Annotated in this window: 14 protein-coding genes, 1 pseudogene and 1 riboswitch; of the genes and pseudogenes, 5 read left to right on the top strand and 10 right to left on the bottom strand. The window is 34.0% G+C overall.

Features of this window, described 5'->3' with window-relative positions:
• Positions 1–3: 3 nt before the first annotated feature.
• Positions 4–327, bottom strand: coding sequence for a multidrug efflux SMR transporter (locus tag B6C99_RS03260; RefSeq protein ID WP_086358512.1), 324 nt, complete (start codon positions 325–327; stop codon positions 4–6).
• Positions 328–944: 617 nt separating this feature from the next.
• On the opposite strand from B6C99_RS03260, the gene B6C99_RS03265 reads away from it, so the two are divergent.
• Genes B6C99_RS03265 through B6C99_RS03275 form a run of 3 tightly spaced genes read left to right on the top strand, consistent with a single transcriptional unit; the run spans position 945 to position 3,182 of the window.
• On the top strand, positions 945–1,601 hold the full coding sequence (locus B6C99_RS03265) for a nucleoside recognition domain-containing protein (protein ID WP_086358513.1): 657 nt from the start codon (positions 945–947) through the stop codon (positions 1,599–1,601).
• A complete protein-coding gene (locus B6C99_RS03270) occupies positions 1,594–2,067 on the top strand; it encodes a YjiG family protein (protein ID WP_086358514.1) in 474 nt (157 codons plus the stop codon). The genes B6C99_RS03265 and B6C99_RS03270 overlap by 8 nt, the downstream gene beginning before the upstream one ends.
• 14 nt (positions 2,068–2,081) lie before the next feature.
• Entirely contained in the window at positions 2,082–3,182 is a 1,101-nt protein-coding gene (locus B6C99_RS03275; protein WP_086358515.1) for a M20 peptidase aminoacylase family protein, read from the top strand.
• Positions 3,183–3,223: 41 nt separating this feature from the next.
• On the opposite strand, the gene ribB is transcribed toward B6C99_RS03275, so the two are convergent.
• From ribB to eco, 6 genes and pseudogenes are all read right to left on the bottom strand, one after another.
• Positions 3,224–3,862 (bottom strand): 3,4-dihydroxy-2-butanone-4-phosphate synthase, encoded by a 639-nt coding sequence (gene ribB, locus B6C99_RS03280; RefSeq protein WP_086358516.1) that lies wholly within the window; start codon positions 3,860–3,862, stop codon positions 3,224–3,226.
• Between the two features lie 150 nt (positions 3,863–4,012).
• A riboswitch (FMN riboswitch) is annotated at positions 4,013–4,151 on the bottom strand.
• Between the two features lie 108 nt (positions 4,152–4,259).
• Positions 4,260–5,018 carry an ABC transporter permease subunit gene (locus B6C99_RS03285; RefSeq protein WP_086358579.1) on the bottom strand — a complete coding sequence of 253 codons (759 nt, stop codon included), beginning with the start codon at positions 5,016–5,018 and terminating at the stop codon, positions 4,260–4,262.
• A 243-nt stretch (positions 5,019–5,261) separates the two neighbouring features.
• A pseudogene (potH, locus tag B6C99_RS03290) lies at positions 5,262–6,134 on the bottom strand (putrescine ABC transporter permease PotH); the annotation flags it as partial.
• A gap of 324 nt (positions 6,135–6,458) precedes the next feature.
• Positions 6,459–7,595, bottom strand: a complete 1,137-nt coding sequence (gene potG, locus B6C99_RS03295) for a putrescine ABC transporter ATP-binding subunit PotG (RefSeq protein ID WP_216819367.1) — start codon at positions 7,593–7,595, stop codon at positions 6,459–6,461.
• A 101-nt stretch (positions 7,596–7,696) separates the two neighbouring features.
• On the bottom strand, positions 7,697–8,806 hold the full coding sequence (locus B6C99_RS03300; protein ID WP_086358517.1) for an extracellular solute-binding protein: 1,110 nt from the start codon (positions 8,804–8,806) through the stop codon (positions 7,697–7,699).
• 312 nt (positions 8,807–9,118) lie between these two features.
• Positions 9,119–9,613: a serine protease inhibitor ecotin gene (eco, locus tag B6C99_RS03305; protein WP_086358518.1), complete on the bottom strand. Its 495-nt coding sequence runs from the start codon at positions 9,611–9,613 to the stop codon at positions 9,119–9,121.
• A gap of 104 nt (positions 9,614–9,717) precedes the next feature.
• On the opposite strand from eco, the gene ydiK reads away from it, so the two are divergent.
• Both ydiK and pssA read left to right on the top strand, forming a co-directional pair.
• The gene (ydiK, locus tag B6C99_RS03310; protein WP_086358519.1) at positions 9,718–10,770 is read left to right on the top strand and encodes an AI-2E family transporter YdiK; all 1,053 of its coding nucleotides are present in this window, start codon (positions 9,718–9,720) and stop codon (positions 10,768–10,770) included.
• Between the two features lie 132 nt (positions 10,771–10,902).
• Entirely contained in the window at positions 10,903–12,258 is a 1,356-nt protein-coding gene (gene pssA, locus B6C99_RS03315) for a CDP-diacylglycerol--serine O-phosphatidyltransferase (RefSeq protein ID WP_086358520.1), read from the top strand.
• Positions 12,259–12,326: 68 nt separating this feature from the next.
• Here the strand turns inward: pssA and B6C99_RS03320 are convergent, their stop codons facing one another.
• The 3 genes from B6C99_RS03320 to B6C99_RS03330 all read right to left on the bottom strand — a co-directional run bounded on the left by B6C99_RS03320 (position 12,327) and on the right by B6C99_RS03330 (position 16,057).
• On the bottom strand, positions 12,327–13,298 hold the full coding sequence (locus B6C99_RS03320; RefSeq protein WP_086358521.1) for a sugar-binding transcriptional regulator: 972 nt from the start codon (positions 13,296–13,298) through the stop codon (positions 12,327–12,329).
• 288 nt (positions 13,299–13,586) lie between these two features.
• On the bottom strand, positions 13,587–13,928 hold the full coding sequence (locus B6C99_RS03325) for a hypothetical protein (RefSeq protein WP_086358522.1): 342 nt from the start codon (positions 13,926–13,928) through the stop codon (positions 13,587–13,589).
• A 140-nt stretch (positions 13,929–14,068) separates the two neighbouring features.
• Entirely contained in the window at positions 14,069–16,057 is a 1,989-nt protein-coding gene (locus B6C99_RS03330) for a TonB-dependent receptor domain-containing protein (RefSeq protein WP_086358523.1), read from the bottom strand.
• Between the last annotated feature and the right edge of the window lie 125 nt (positions 16,058–16,182).

Raw genomic sequence — 16,182 nt, forward strand, 5'->3', positions numbered from 1 at the left:
TAATTAGCTATCTGCTCGTTTAAGTTGCACAACACCAATAATAATTAAAGCAACAAAAAATATTTCAATAGGTTTGATTTCTTTACCAAATACAACCATATCAATAACTAATGAACCAATGGCTCCAACGCCAGAAAATATTGCATACACAGTACCAGTTGGAATGGTTTTACATGCATTAGTTAAAAACGTAAAGTCAATTACGATTATGAGTATAACAATAACCCAATGCCACCACTGATTTGCAGTAGTAAAACCAAATACCCAACACAATTCAAAAAAGCAGGTGAGAACAACAAATGCCCACTCTTTATTCCTGCTGTACATAATGACCTCATTATTTTTTTATTTCTAATTTATATTGCTTAATTTTGTCTTTTCATTAATGTGCTTAATGAAAACAAAAGACGGTTCGCAAACTAGAAGGTTTGCCACCTAAAGATTATGATGTTTATGCAGAGAAACAATTCAACTTTATATAAAATATCGATAATTCGGAAACAGATTATTGATATTTTTATTACTATTTCTTGCTATATATCTACAATTTTATAATGACGGTTGCAAAATGGCAAGTCCAGAGTTGTTGTTAATTGCATGCTTTTAAATAACTTTCTCAAATATCAAAAAAAATAGAAAGAATAATAGTGCTTTAACCCATATTTCTTATCCAACATGATCAGCTATTATTGGGTTGATTCCGCCTTTAATACCAACGATAGTTTAGCCTTATTTAGCTTCATTATTAATATGAATTAATAAATATAGGCAATTTGAATTGTAAAAAATTTGCTGAAAGGGGTTTTTTTTCAATTAAATCAATATAGAATACTTCACTTAGTGCTTTAATTCTTTTCGAAAGAAAAATAATTCAAGTACTTTAAACACAACTTATTTAATACTTTTATTAAAGGATAAGTCAGATAAATCAAAAGGAATAGACAATGTCAAAAAAATCGGACGATGAATTTAAAGTCGGCATAAAAGCTTATGTATCACTTATTGTGGCCATACTGTTTTTTTCCGGACTATTTTATAATGTAGATGGAAAGGCTTGGTTGGGGGCATTTGATTTTACCAGTTTAAGTGGTAAATTTGGCACAATGCTCCATCCAGAGAAAAATACCTTCGTTGGTGAGGGTGGAATTAGCGCCAGAGCCGGTTTTATTTTCGCTCTGTCATTAATCCCAACCGTTATGCTAGCATTAGGCGTTTTAGAAATTTTTACCCATTATGGTACGATCCGTGCTGCTCATAAATTATTAACTCCACTACTTAAACCTATCTTAGGCGTTCCGGGTAAAACGGGTTTAGCGTTAATTACGGATTTACAGAGTACTGATGCTGGCGCGGTATTAACCAAGGAATTATATGATGAGAAGCAGATCACTAAAAAAGATCTGGTCATCATTAGCGCATGGCAATATTCTGGAGCCGGGTTAATAAATAACTATTTTTCGATTGGTTCAGCACTATTCGCTTCAATGTCTGTCGCAATATTTACGCCACTCGTCATTATGATTGTATTGAAATTTGTCGGTGCAATTTTAGTCCGCCTTGTTTTAAATTCAGTTTATAAAAAGGATTTTATCAATGAGTAATTCAAGCAATCAAAAACAGACTAACAATCCATTAGACATTTTTGTCATTGGTGCGCGTAAAGGCTTTAATATTGCGATTAACAATTTAATGCCTAATATCATTATGGCATTTGTTATTACCGAAATATTAAAAAGACTTGGCTTAATGCAATTAATTGGTGAAGTATTTGCCCCGGTCATGGGACTATTTGGTTTACCGGGTGAAGCAATTACCGTTTTATTAACAGCTTGGTTATCAGCCTCGGCAGGAACGGGGGTTGCAGTAAATTTAATTAGTACTGGCACTCTTAGTGGTATGGATATCACAATTTTAGCACCAGCTATTTTCTTAATGGGTTCACAATTACAATATATGGGGCGCCTACTAGGGGTTGCTGATGTGCCTAAAAAATATTGGCCACTATTAATGGTTAATAGTATTGTTAATGCATTAATAGCTATGATCATTATGCGATTTATTGTGTGATAAAGGAGATATCTATGTCGAACGTACTCGAACACTACCACTATTTACATCAAATTCCTGAACTTGGATTTGAAGAAGTTAAAACATCCAACTATATAGCCACTAAACTGGAAGAAGCCGGTTATAAAGTCACGCGTAATATAAATAATACTACCGGAATTGTGGCTGAATATGATAGTGGTAAATCAGGCCCCGTACTGGCATTACGTGCAGATATGGACGCTTTAGGACATATTATTGATGGTCAACATTGCGCCAGACACACGTGTGGTCACGATGGCCATTCATCAATGTTATTGACCGCAGCACAAGAGCTTATTAAAGAAGGGAATATCAAAAAAGGCAAACTAAAGCTGATCTTCCAACCAGCTGAAGAGCTAGGTTCTGGTGCATTAGCTATGATTGAGGGTGGTGCAATTGACGATGTTGATATGATTATTGGTTTACATGTTCGACCTAAAGAAGAATGCCCTAAAGGTTTTGCATCTGCCGCTATGTTCTATTCGGCTTCAACCACAGTTGAAGTCAATATTCATGGTGTTCCCGCACATGGAGCGAGACCACATTTGGGTGTAAACGCTTTAGATGCCGCAACTATGGCGATTCAAGCCGTGAATACCATTCATCTAGCACCAAGTTTAACTTATAGCGTCAAAGCAACTCGTTGTATTTGTGATGCCGGTGTAACCAATGCTATTCCGTCCGAGGCTTATGTTTGTTGGGATTTACGTGCACCAACCAACCCAGCTATGGATGAATTAAAAGCCAAAACGCTTAAAGCGATTGAATTAAGTGTGGCATCTATCGGTGCTAAAGCTGATATCAAAGTATCGAAGGAAATCCCTGCTGCGGAAATTGATGATGAAGTCACGCAAATTATTGCTGAATCTATTATCGATGTACTTGGCAAAGAGGGATTGAAAGAACCGATTTTTACACCAGGTGGCGAAGACTTCTTTAATTATCCGCGTGAAAGAGATGTAAAATCTGGTTTTTGGGGATTAGGTGTCGATTTAACACCCGGTCTTCATCATCCTGATATGACTTTTGATATATCTGCATTAGAAAATGGAGTAAAAATTACTAAAACTTGTGCTTTTAAAGTTTTAGGTTAAGCAATAAATCCGCCGAATATTTCGGCGGATTATTAAAAACATTATAATAATTTACGATAAGCCACTATATCTTCAATTGTGACTACCGGTAGCTGATGCTGTTTAGCAAACGCAACAACTTGTGGCGCTCTAGCCATTGAACCATCATCATTCGTTAATTCACATATCACTGCTGCTGGTTTATAGCCCGCTAATGCCACTAAATCAACAGAGGCTTCGGTGTGTCCCCGACGGGTTAATACCCCACCCTCTTTGGCAACTAATGGAAAGACATGTCCAGGATGATTTAAATCACTTGGTTTAGCATCGTCGGCGACCGCTGCTTTTACTGTAGTGACCCTATCCGCTGCTGACACTCCGGTGGTAACACCTTTTGCCGCTTCAATAGTAATGGTAAAAGCGGTATGGTTTTTACTCGTATTATTGGCAACCATCATTGGTAGTTCCAATTTATCACAATAGGATTGCGGCATACATAAACAAACGATACCACTACCATATCGAATAGTTAGTGCCATTTGCTCTGTTGTGATTGTTTCGGCTGCCCAAATAATATCTCCTTCGTTTTCACGATCTTCATCATCTAAAACTAATACGCCAGATCCAGCTTTAATTGACGCGATTGCTCTTTTTACACGCTCAATTGGAGTTCCGAATTCATTTAAATTAAACTGATTCATGGTAGATACCTATCCTGTTTTATTAAACTAAATATATTTATTCTTAATTAACTAAATTAAATTTATTAAGCATTAAATATATTAAATACCAGAATCAGGGCAAGTGCTTGACCATAGTGATTTTGCTACAGCGCAAATATAGAAAAGATAAGCTACTCTCTTTCATCCAGACTTTAACTGTCGGCTTTGGAATCTCACCAAATCTGCTGTCCTTAATAAAATAGAATTTTACTAAGCGCTCGTGGGCTATACCACCGGTGGGGAATTGCGCCCCGCCCTGAGAATTTTGTCAGTAATCTGACTTCGCACACTATAATATAAAATGTCTAAAAAAAACACGTATATTTTTTAAGGATAAAAAAATTGCCGCAACAAGCGGCAATAATTAATAGTTAGATTATCGCATGCGAATTTCTCTTAAATGTCGTTTTTCGGCGCGACGCATCCAAAGCCATGAAATAAAACCGATGATACCCACAATTATTAAAATAATTGTCGCTAAGGCATTAACTTGTGGATCGACACCTAAACGAACTTTAGAAAACACCAGTTTTGGTAATGTCATTGCCCCCGGCCCAGTAACAAAATTAGCAATCACCACATCATCAAGTGATAAAGTAAATGCCAATAACCAACCAGAAACCAGTGCAGGTGCAATCATTGGTAAAGTAATTATGAAAAAAACTTTTAATGGGTTAGCACCGAGATCTAAAGCCGCTTCTTCGATTGACTTGTCTAACTCTCGCAATCTGGCACTGATAACAACCGTGACATACGCAGTACAAAAAGTTGCGTGAGCCATCCAAATGGTCATTGCGCCACGTTCTTTTGGCCAACCAAGCGCTTGTCCCATTCCGACAAATAGCAATAACAAGGCTAAACCAGTAATGACATCAGGCATAACTAACGGTGCCGTAGTCATGAACGAGAACAGATTAGAGCCTCGAAATCGTCTAAATCGAATGATAGTAAAAGCGGCTAAAGTACCTAGTACAATCGCTAATGAAGCAGCACCTGCTGCAATAGTTAAACTTAATCCTACTGCTTTGAGTAAAGTTTCATTATGTATTAATTCAACATACCATTTGGTTGAAAAGTCTGCCCAAACCGTTACTAGCCTTGAACTATTGAATGAATAAACAATTAGAATAATCATAGGAATATATAAAAAAGAAAATACTACTAAGAGAATTAATCCTTTTAAACATCTCACTAATAACGCAATTGTTACAATTGTTGTTAAGATAAGGCTAAATAGCAAGCATCCGACATATAAGCTAGCACTACCTAATAGCGCAAATCCTGATGCAGAGATCAAAACCGATAACACTATTGAACCGAATAATGCAGCAATAAAAACAATCAATGCTGATCGCATGACTAATGGTAAATTATTCATTTATTTACCTCCCATTTCTCGGTTCTGGAACTTATTAAAGTAGTAGATAGGTACAATTAATATCAATAACATCACTGTTGCCACTGCTGACGCGGCTGGCCAATCGTGATTATTGAAGAATTCAGTCCATAGCTGTGTACCAATCATTAGACCATCGGATGGTCCTAGTAATTCTGGGATAACATATTCACCTACCGCAGGAATGAATACCAACATACCTCCGGCAATAACACCATTTTTGGTTAACGGTACAATAATCTTGAAGAAGGTTTTAATTGGTTTACAACCAAGATCTAATGCAGCTTCAATCAGTGTTGTATCTACTTTACTTAATGAGGTATAAATTGGTAATACCACAAATGGTAAATAAGAATAGACAATACCGATATAAACCGCCAGATAGGTTTTCATTATGATTAATGGCTGATCTATAACCCCTAACCACATTAAGAAATTATTTAATAGACCATTAGGATTTAAAATCCCAATCCATGCATAAACCCGAATTAGAAACGAAGTCCATGATGGCAAAATAATTAATAGCAATAAAATATTTCTGGTTGACGGTTTACATTGTGAAATAGCCCAAGCTAAAGGGTAACCGATTAAAATACATAACAATGTGGAAATTGCAGCAACTTTTAATGATTGTAAATAAGAATCTAAATAAATAGTATCTTCGAGTAAATTAAAATAATTACCAAAGTTTAAAACAATATTTACTAGGCCATCTTCATAACTAAACAGTTCAGTATAAGGTGGAACGGCTGTAGCCACTTCGGAAAAACTGATTCGAAATACAATCAAAAACGGTAATAAAAATAGCAATAACATCCAACAATATGGAATAGCTATAACTAATAGACGACCATAGAGTGTCATCAAATCAGAATCATCACGTTGTAGTCGTAACTTACGGTAAGCATAATAGATCGCAATTAAACCTAATCCAGCAGGTATATATAAAATACTGCCGGCTATAATCAACCGATAAGCAAATTTAGATGGTTTATAATGTGCCAAATATGCGCCGACACATGATACTAATAAACTTAATACCATTGACGTAAATAACGCATCTAAAAACAGACTGTCAAATGCATTGATTGTTACAAAACGTAAATAAACACCAAGTAACACTAAGGCATTTAACAACAAACCCCATAAAATGGATCGCATCAATTTATCCTCTTGTGTTTATTCTGTCAGCACAACACAGCTATCAATTTCCCAACTTAAGTTGACAATATCACCCCAAGTTGGCATTCCTTTACGATAACGGTGTTCGTTTTGCAGTTGAGCAATAATAATCTGTCCACTTTGTAATTTAACATGGTAAATCGACAGATCACCTAAATAAGCAATTTCAACTACTTCACCCGTTGCAACATTGTAACCATTAGCAGGAATTTCATCACAAAGTTTAATTTTTTCCGGTCTTAATGCGACTTGAATTGGTACGCCTTCAACCGCCGGTGAATCGTAATCGACTTTTAATGGATGTTTAATCATCGGACAACTGATAATTAATCCATCTTCTAAGGTCTCTTGTAAAATGCCGTCAAAAACATTTACGGAACCAATAAATTCAGCACTATAACGGCTATTTGGATGTTCATAAATCTCTTCAGGCTCACCTATCTGCACAAATTGGCCTTTATTCATAATCGCAATACGGCCAGCCATAGTCATCGCTTCTTCTTGATCATGAGTAACCATTACGCAGGTTGCCCCTACCTGTTCTAGAATGCTAACGACTTCAAGTTGCATTCGATCACGAAGTTGTTTGTCCAATGCGCCCATTGGTTCGTCTAACAATAGTAATTTTGGTCTTTTCGCTAAGCTTCTGGCTAAAGCGACACGTTGTCTTTGACCTCCTGAAAGTTGATGAGGTTTACGTTTGCCAAACTGTTCCATATGCACAAGTGCCAACATCTCTTCAACTCTATGTTTAATTTCATTTTTATCTAATTTATCTTGTTTTAAACCAAAGGCAATATTTTGCTCAACCGTCATGTGAGGAAAAAGAGCATACGATTGAAACATCATATTAATTGGACGATTATAAGGTGGTACTTGTGATAAATCTTTCCCATCTAAAATAATTTGTCCAGAAGTCGGTTGTTCAAAACCGGCAAGCATCCGTAATAATGTTGATTTACCACTACCAGAAGCACCTAATAAGGCAAAAATCTCTCCGGTATAAATGGTTAAATTGACATCATCAACGGCATAATAATCATCATTAAAAACTTTGGTTAAATTTTTGATCTCCAATAATGGAGTTATCATCTTTTTTTTAGGCTGTACCTGATTTGTTGTTTTATCGTTCACGCTTTTTTCCTCATAACAACAAGCCAAAAAAAACAAGACGGAAAGATTTTAAATCTCCCCGTCTAGAATATATAAGTCAATTAATTGACATTTTCAAACGGTTATTTACCCGTTTTCAGTTTTGTCCATGTGCGAGTAATCACACGTTCAAGTTTAGGCTCTTTCACCGTTAAAGTGAATAAATTTGCCATTACTTCTGGTTTTGGATAAACCGCTGGATCGTTTCTCACTTCAGGTTTAACAAACTTATCATTAGCAACTTTATTTGGACTAGCAAAGTTAACATCATTAGTCACCTGAGCTGCAATTTCTGGCTTCAAAATGAAGTTTAAAAATTCATGTGCTTCATCAGGATTAGCTGCATCTTTTGGAATAGCAAGAGTATCAAAGAAAACCAATGCACCTTCTTTCGGGATGTTATAATTAATATGCACACCATTATTAGCTTCGTTAGCTCTGTCGCGTGCTTGTAAAATATCGCCAGCCCAACCTAAAATCACACAAATATCGCCATTTGCTAAGTCAGTAATATATTGAGATGAATGGAAATAACGAATATTAGGTCTGACGTTTGCCAATACACCATAAGCAGCTTCTGTATAATCTTTAGCATCAGTACTGTTTGGATCTTTACCTAAATATTTAAGCGCACTAGCAAAGATTTCAGTTGGTGCATCTAAGAATGCCACACCACAATCTTTAAGTTTTTCCATATTTTCAGGTTTAAAAACTAAATCCCAACTATCAACTGGGGCATTTTCACCAAGACGTTCTTTAACTTTATCAATGTTATAACCAATTCCCGTAGTCATCCATACATATGGGATTGCATACTTATTATCGGGATCATGGTTAGCCATTAACTTCATTAAATTAGGATCAAGGTTATTCCAATTAGGCAATTTACTCTTATCTAATGGTAGATAGATATCAGCTTTGATCTGTCTAGCTAAAAAACTGTCAGAAGGAGAAACCACATCGAAACCTGAATGACCGGCCATTAGTTTACCTTCAAGCGCTTCATTGGAATCATACACATCATAAACTAGTTTGATACCAGTTGATTTTTCAAAATCAGAGATTGTACTATTACCAATTTGACCTGCCCAATTATAAAAATGCACGACACGGTCTTTTGCTATAGCAGATTGAGATAGTGCTAGTGATACACCAGCGATGATTGAAAGAATTGTTTTACGTTGAGTAAACATGCTCACCACTTCTCCTCTAGTTAGGGATATTACATGTTAGACACAAGCCCATTGTGAAATACAACGGACCCCCAAATTTTACCATTATTATTGATTTAATAATATGGCGAAACCGAGGTAATCAGGCAATCACAAGTCATTAATATAATTAATGAACAAGTAGAGCTAACCTTGCATTACGTGGGATAAAATACCTTTTTTTTTACAGATGTCTACTTAAAAAATCAAATATTCAAAGATTAAGGATTGAGTGACTAGATTTTAATCAATCAACCCTTTATTAGCGAGCTATTAACAATTAATTTACTTTTTTTATTCGGCGTTAGCTTGCAAAACTTTTGCTTCCGGTTGCCATATACGATATTTAACAGTCACATCTTTTGGAACATAAAATACTAATGGTAAACGACTGTTATAATTTAATAAACCTAAATTATGATTGATTGTAACAAATTTATTCTCATTAGTACTTTCAGGACAAGCCATCATAGTAGAGATGCTACCTTTAGCTTCTTCAACTACATAGTATGAGTAACCCCAACCTTTAAGCTCTTGTTCTTTAACAATTCCACCTAAACTACGAGTATTACAATCCACATTCATCTCTTTACCAATTAGTATCTCTACTTTAGCGTTAGCTTCATCTTTTAAGTTTGGTAGATGAATGACATAACGAGTAGAGCCTGTTTTTGCATCGGGATATGGAGCAATTTCATTTAGTTTTTGTACAACTTGTGGAGCTTTTTGCGTATTTGCACAAGCTGATAATGCTACCCCCATCAATGCTAATAACATTAATTTTTTCATTTTTATTTCTCCAGTAAAATTGTATAACTTAATACATCAACGTATGATTTTTAGAATATAATGCGTATAATAACATTATTTAGATTAAAGAATTTGAGGTAAAAATGCCAGCAGAAAAAAAAACTGATGACTTACTAAAACTAATTCTAAACTTATTATTAATAGGTTTACTAATAATAGTAACTTATCGGGTAATTGAAGTATTTTTGTTTGGCTTTTTTTGGGCTGTGATGGTAGTTATTGCTACTTGGCCATTAATGATAAAAATCCAACAAAAACTGTTTAATAAACGATGGCTATCACTCTTAATCATGGCATTAATACTGGCATTTGTTTGTGTTATTCCTTTTATTCTTATCATTAGTAGTGTGGCTCAAAATGGGCATTACCTCATAGAATGGGTTAGGACACTTTCTCATAGAGAATTACCCACTCTTGACTGGTTAATAAATATTCCAATGTTTGGTGAAGAACTTCATCAAAAATGGCTTGAAATAATTAAAACAGATGGTTCACAATTAATATCAGATATACAACCTTATATTGGCACAATGATTGGTTGGCTTCTAGAGCAAGTAACTAATATTGGGGTTTTCATTTTTCATGCCTGTGTCATGATTATTTTTAGTCTATTACTATTTCTTAAAGGTGAAACTATCACTAAATATGTTTATGTTTTAGCGAATCGTTTATCTAAAAAATATGGAACAACTACCGTAACATTAGCAGGTCAATCAATACGTGCGGTGGCATTAGGGGTAGTTGTAACAGCTATTACATTAGCATTAATTGGGGGAATAAGTTTTATCTTTACCAAAATGCCATTTCCTGGCATTTTAACGTTAATATTATTTATCAGCTGTGTTGCTCAAATTGGGCCGGTTATTGTAATGTTAGGCTGTATAATTTGGCAATTTTGGTATGGTCATATTATATCGGGTATTGTATTAATTGTTGTTGCTATCATATTGACAACGCTTGATAGCGTAATGAGAGCATATTTAATTAAAAAAGGGGCAGATCTACCTTTCTTACTTATTCTATTTGGAGTAATTGGAGGTATTCTTTCTTTTGGTCTTATGGGATTATTTATTGGTCCTGTCGTACTAGCATTAAGCTATAAAATCATTCAAACTTGGGTTAATGAACAATCTTAAATATACGATTAATTGTTTGAATAAAAATAGATTAATCTAAACATAAGCTAACCTATGAAAAATAGGAGTGTTATGTTCTGACATAATTTATGATATTCTATACTTTGTGTCAGTTTTAATGATATTTAAATCATGCGAATACCATTTATAAAATATAACCATCAAAAACATCTAAATGAATTAGCTAAACTTCAGCAAAAAGCTGAAGAATACCAAATTGTATACGATCCTAAATCTTATAGAAATGCATTGCTTGAGCATATCAAAAAGGCTAAGCATCGCATCTATATTGTTGCACTTTATTTAGAAAAAGATGAAGGAGGTCGTGAAGTGCTTGATGCGCTTTACCAAGCCAAAGCAGCACGCCCCAATTTAGATATCAAGATTTTTGTTGATTGGCATCGAGCTCAGCGCGGGCGAATAGGTGAAGATAAAGCACAAACCAATGCACAATATTATTATGATTTGAAACAACAACATTCAAATGTCAATATCCCTATTTATGGTGTACCAGTTAATCGACGAGAAGTACTTGGAGTACTACACTTAAAAGGATTCATAATTGACGATATAGTAATTTATAGTGGTGCTAGTATTAATAATGTTTATTTACATAAACTTGATAAATATCGTTATGATCGATATCATTTTATCACTAATGAAGTTTTAGCTGATACTATGGTGAATTATGTTAATGACAATTTTCTTCCACTTGAGGGGGTGCAACGCTTAGACGTTAATAAACATAAAACACGAAAAGAAATCAAACAGGAAATTAAAGCATTACGACAACATCTAACCGATGCAAGTTACCAATATGTGGCAAATACAGATAACAATAAACTATCCATTTCTCCAATAGTCGGTTTAGGACGTAATAACCAACTCAATAAGATTATTCACCATTTAATAAATATCACGGAACAAAAAATCACATTTTGTACTCCTTATTTTAATCTACCTAATATATTAGTGCGTGATATTATTCGCCTCTTAAGAAAAGGTAAACAAGTTGAAATCATTATTGGTGATAAAGTAGCTAATGACTTTTATATTCCTGAAGACCAACCTTTTAATATCTCGGGTGGATTACCCTATTTGTATGAAATTAATTTAAGGCGTTTTGTTGAACGTTTACAAAACTATATAGACAAACAACTGTTGACAATTAGGTTATGGAAAGATGAAGATCAAACTTATCATTTAAAAGGTATTTGGGTTGATGATGAGTGGATGATGGTCACTGGTAATAACCTTAATCCAAGAGCTTGGCATTTAGATCTGGAAAATGCCATACTTGTACATGATCCTAAACATGAATTACAACAACAGATAAAACAAGAACTCACAACTATTCGTGAAAAAACGACAATAGTTACCCATTTCCAACAAATTCAAGCTAGCCAATTCTATCCAAAACATGTACATAAATTAATAAAACGTTTAAGTCGCATTAGAGTGGATAGAATTATTAAACGATTATTATAAATAAATTAATGTGATTTAAATAATTGAAAGCTATTTGTGATGTATTTACAAATAACTTATTGGCTAAATTAAATTTTGTTTTGTTGTAAACTTAATATAGTTCTTGCGTTTGATGCACTTGTCGCAATGATATCAATCACCCCTGAACGTAGCGCACCTAAAATTGCCGTTGCTTTACTATTTTCCGAAGCAATAGCAATAACACAAGGAATATTACGTAATTCGTCAATACTTAAGCCGATAACTCGATCATTCATGGTTGTATCGATTGGATTGCCATTTATATCAAAAAATCCATATCCGGCAATATCACCAATCACACCTTGGTTTAATGTTGCATAGGTAACTTCTTGCGGAGTAAACCATCCCAATTGCACCATATAACAGTTTTCATTCATATCACCAATTCCAACTAAAGCAATATCAGCTTTAGCCGCTCTTTCTAATGTATCTTTAATAACCCGATTTTGAATAAACGCACGTTTAAGCTCACTATTTTCCACATAAGCTGGTGCATACAAAGTTTCACTACTTGCACTAAATTTTCTTGCTAAACTTCGGCTAATATGGTCTGCATCAATAATTTCACCAACACGTTGAGTACCACCTATACCACAAATAAATTTACACTGTTTTTCAGGAAAAACACCAATATGACTAGCAATAGCAGCAACATTACGTCCTTGCCCCACAGCAACAGTCATACCATTTTTTAAAGTACTAGAGAGGTAATTCGATACCAGTGCGGCAACTTGTCTACGTTGCTCCTCTTCGTCTTGATGATCCAAAGCAATTAATGCTCGTTTTATACCAAAATGATTAACAAATTGCTGTTCGATTTGAGAACTAAATACGGGATGATATTTAACACTTATTTCAACGATTCCTTCTGCCCTAGCTTTTTTTAGCAAACGACCAACTTTAATGCGTGAAAGACCAAATCGCTGAGCGATTTCTTCTTGTGTTTGTTCATACTCATAGTATGCAACTGCAATTTCTGTAAGTAATTCCGACTCTTGTTTATCTTCAAATAAAACCATCAAGTTTACCTTTCAACACTGTAGTAACTTCTTGAGCGTTATGATAGATAGATAATATATTACAAAATCGTCTAGCATGCCATGGATTAAGACCAATAAATAATTCAATAAGATAAAATATGATATTTTATTAAGTTTGATAAGAATGGAACAAATATAAATGATTGGTTATTTATGATAATAATGAGGAAATTTCAATTTATATTAAGCTAAAAAACCCCCCTTTCCTTAAAGTTTTTATCATTAAAAAATTAGCTGAACGAATTAAATACCGATTAAGAACTGATATTACTTTTCTATTGTTTTTTTCTTCCGTGTTTTTTGTTTAGTTAATTGTTTTTTTAAGCGCATTCTTGCTCTTGACTCAGCAAATAACTGATCTCTTTCAGCTTTCTTCTGCAGCTTCTTTAGCTGTTCTTTTTTTTCCCATTGCTTAACCTTCCATGTTGACCATATTTTAAACACTTGCCATAAAACAAAAAACAAAACTACGACAAATATTGCTGCGTACGAGTCAAAGGCAAATTTAGATCTTGATAGATTAACTAGTACAATATTACTAGCATATACAGGTGAGTACGTTAAAAACAATATAACAATAAATATAATTTTACAGCCAAATTTGTACATAAATTAATTTAAAATCCTTTCTTAAATTATCATTACAAACAAACTATGATATCCTTTCGCAGCTAATTTTCAGTGTTAAAAAAGTGGCTATATTAATAGCCACTCAATGGTTATAATAGTGTTATTATTAATTAAATTAATTAGAAGTTAATTTCAGTACCAACAAAATAGCGACGACCTTCTAACGTTTTACCGAAGTCATCATTAGAAACATCTTTATCAAATAAGTTATAAATCCCACCATAAATTTTAGCATTTTTATTTATTTGGAAAGAAGTACCTACATCCCAAAATGTATAACCGGCATAAGTTACGTATTTAACTATAGTTTCTCTTCCTTGTTTTACTCTTTTAGTCGCATGTTCTTGTCCGTAATATGCCATTTTCATCCATAAATCTAATTGTTGAGTTAGATTCCAATCAAGCTGAGTATTGAATTTTTGTTTAGGTGTACGATTTAGAGCTCTACCTTTGTTTTCACCAGATTTTTGTTCAGTTTTAGTCCAAGAATAGTTAGAACTTAACAAGAAATCAGTAAATAATGGTGTTTTAAATGACAATTCAAAACCTTTTAATTCCGCTTTATCAACATTATCCCGCTCTTTAATAAAATCAAATCTCTTATTATAACTTTCTAATAAACATGATTTTGATCTCGGATCGCCACTACAAATATAAGTTGACTCAATTTTATCCTTATATTTGGTATAAAATGCTGTCGCTGAAGCATCAATACCATAATCATTGGTATAACCAATACCTATCTCAAAATTATCAGATTTTTCTGGTTTTAAATCTGGATTACCAAGAATAACTCCATCATACTCACTTCCTCCAGTTACTTGTCCCCAATCCGTCACAACATAACGTAATTGCGGTGTAGCATAACCTGTTGAATAACCGCCTTTTAAAGTAAAGTTATCATCAATATTCCAGACACTATAGATTCTTGGATTCCAGTTGTTACCATAGTTTTCATCTTTGTTATAACGTAAACCAGCTGTTATACTCCAGTTATCAAAGATTCTAATCTCATCTTCAGCAAACAGTGCATAATTCCAACGATCAATTTTTGTTATAGTTTTATCAAGTTGATTGCCTTTATCGTGTAGCTCTTGATAATTATATTTCCCCCCTACCGTTAACATATTAATGCTAAAAGGGATCGTAATACGAGAATCCACATCGGTATTACGAATTTTCATTTTTCTTTTAGGGTTATTATTTTCTTCATAAGCAACAAATGATGTCGTCGATACATCACCAAATAAGCCATTATGCGTTAAAGCAAATGAATTTCGATGATTATCTCTTAAAAAATCACCTTGTTTTTTTGTTCTAGTTTTATTTGGAGTGGCCTTACTATTTTGTAATGATTTACCAAAATCTAGATCAAAATTTTGTGTTTCAGTTACATTTAAAGATAATTTACCGTTTAAACTTCGCAATTTTTGGCCTGCATGACCATTTAAAAATTTATCTTCATGGCGATTAGAATATTGACCATATAATTGAATACCTAGAATATCATCAATAATCGGTCCCATCGTTGAAAAACTGCCTACATAGGTATTTTTTTCATCTGAACGATAAGGCATTATTGATTCGACTCTTAATCCACTATGCCAATTATTTGAGACCTTTTTAGTAATAATATTAACTACCCCCCCCATAGCATCAGAGCCATATAATGAGGACATCGGCCCACGAATAACTTCAATACGTTCAATAGCTGTTAGCGGAGGTAACCAACCTTGTTCAAAGCCAGAATTATCACCGTTCGGCCTAGTTTCACGAGTACTAACTTTTTTACCATCAATCATTAATAAAGTATATTTTGCATCCATTCCACGAATGCTAATATCTTGACCATCACCACCTCCAGATACAGTAACACCAGGAATATCTTTAAGGGCATCGGTAACATCACGATAAGGTTTTTTACTAATTTCTTCCGGAGTGATCACCGAAATTGTCGCTGGAGCCTCTTTAATTTGTTGTGAAAATCCTGATGCTGTCACCACCATAGTATCAGTATTTTTATCATCAGCCGCCATAGCTAAACCAGATAATGATAATAAAATACTTGTATTTAAGACATGTGTAGCCAACTTAAACTTCGTATTCATTGATTTAACCCTATTAATTATATTGATATTTTGCCAAACAAAGGGTCACAATAAACTATATGAGAATAATTATCAATATCCTTACAAAAAATTATTTATTACTAGACAATCATAATCCTTTAAAC

The organism is Gilliamella sp. N-G2 (assembly GCF_002142215.1).
In the GTDB taxonomy this organism is placed as follows: domain Bacteria; phylum Pseudomonadota; class Gammaproteobacteria; order Enterobacterales; family Orbaceae; genus Gilliamella.

Excerpts from the sequence above, each read along its gene's own strand:
- B6C99_RS03260 (WP_086358512.1), bottom strand. The coding sequence starts at position 327 with ATGTACAGCAGGAATAAAGAGTGGGCATTTGTTGTTCTCACCTGCTTT.
- B6C99_RS03265 (WP_086358513.1), top strand. The coding sequence starts at position 945 with ATGTCAAAAAAATCGGACGATGAATTTAAAGTCGGCATAAAAGCTTAT.
- B6C99_RS03270 (WP_086358514.1), top strand. The coding sequence starts at position 1,594 with ATGAGTAATTCAAGCAATCAAAAACAGACTAACAATCCATTAGACATT.
- B6C99_RS03275 (WP_086358515.1), top strand. The coding sequence starts at position 2,082 with ATGTCGAACGTACTCGAACACTACCACTATTTACATCAAATTCCTGAA.
- ribB (WP_086358516.1), bottom strand. The coding sequence starts at position 3,862 with ATGAATCAGTTTAATTTAAATGAATTCGGAACTCCAATTGAGCGTGTA.
- B6C99_RS03285 (WP_086358579.1), bottom strand. The coding sequence starts at position 5,018 with ATGATTATTCTAATTGTTTATTCATTCAATAGTTCAAGGCTAGTAACG.
- B6C99_RS03300 (WP_086358517.1), bottom strand. The coding sequence starts at position 8,806 with ATGTTTACTCAACGTAAAACAATTCTTTCAATCATCGCTGGTGTATCA.
- eco (WP_086358518.1), bottom strand. The coding sequence starts at position 9,613 with ATGAAAAAATTAATGTTATTAGCATTGATGGGGGTAGCATTATCAGCT.
- ydiK (WP_086358519.1), top strand. The coding sequence starts at position 9,718 with ATGCCAGCAGAAAAAAAAACTGATGACTTACTAAAACTAATTCTAAAC.
- pssA (WP_086358520.1), top strand. The coding sequence starts at position 10,903 with ATGCGAATACCATTTATAAAATATAACCATCAAAAACATCTAAATGAA.
- B6C99_RS03320 (WP_086358521.1), bottom strand. The coding sequence starts at position 13,298 with ATGGTTTTATTTGAAGATAAACAAGAGTCGGAATTACTTACAGAAATT.
- B6C99_RS03325 (WP_086358522.1), bottom strand. The coding sequence starts at position 13,928 with ATGTACAAATTTGGCTGTAAAATTATATTTATTGTTATATTGTTTTTA.
- B6C99_RS03330 (WP_086358523.1), bottom strand. The coding sequence starts at position 16,057 with ATGAATACGAAGTTTAAGTTGGCTACACATGTCTTAAATACAAGTATT.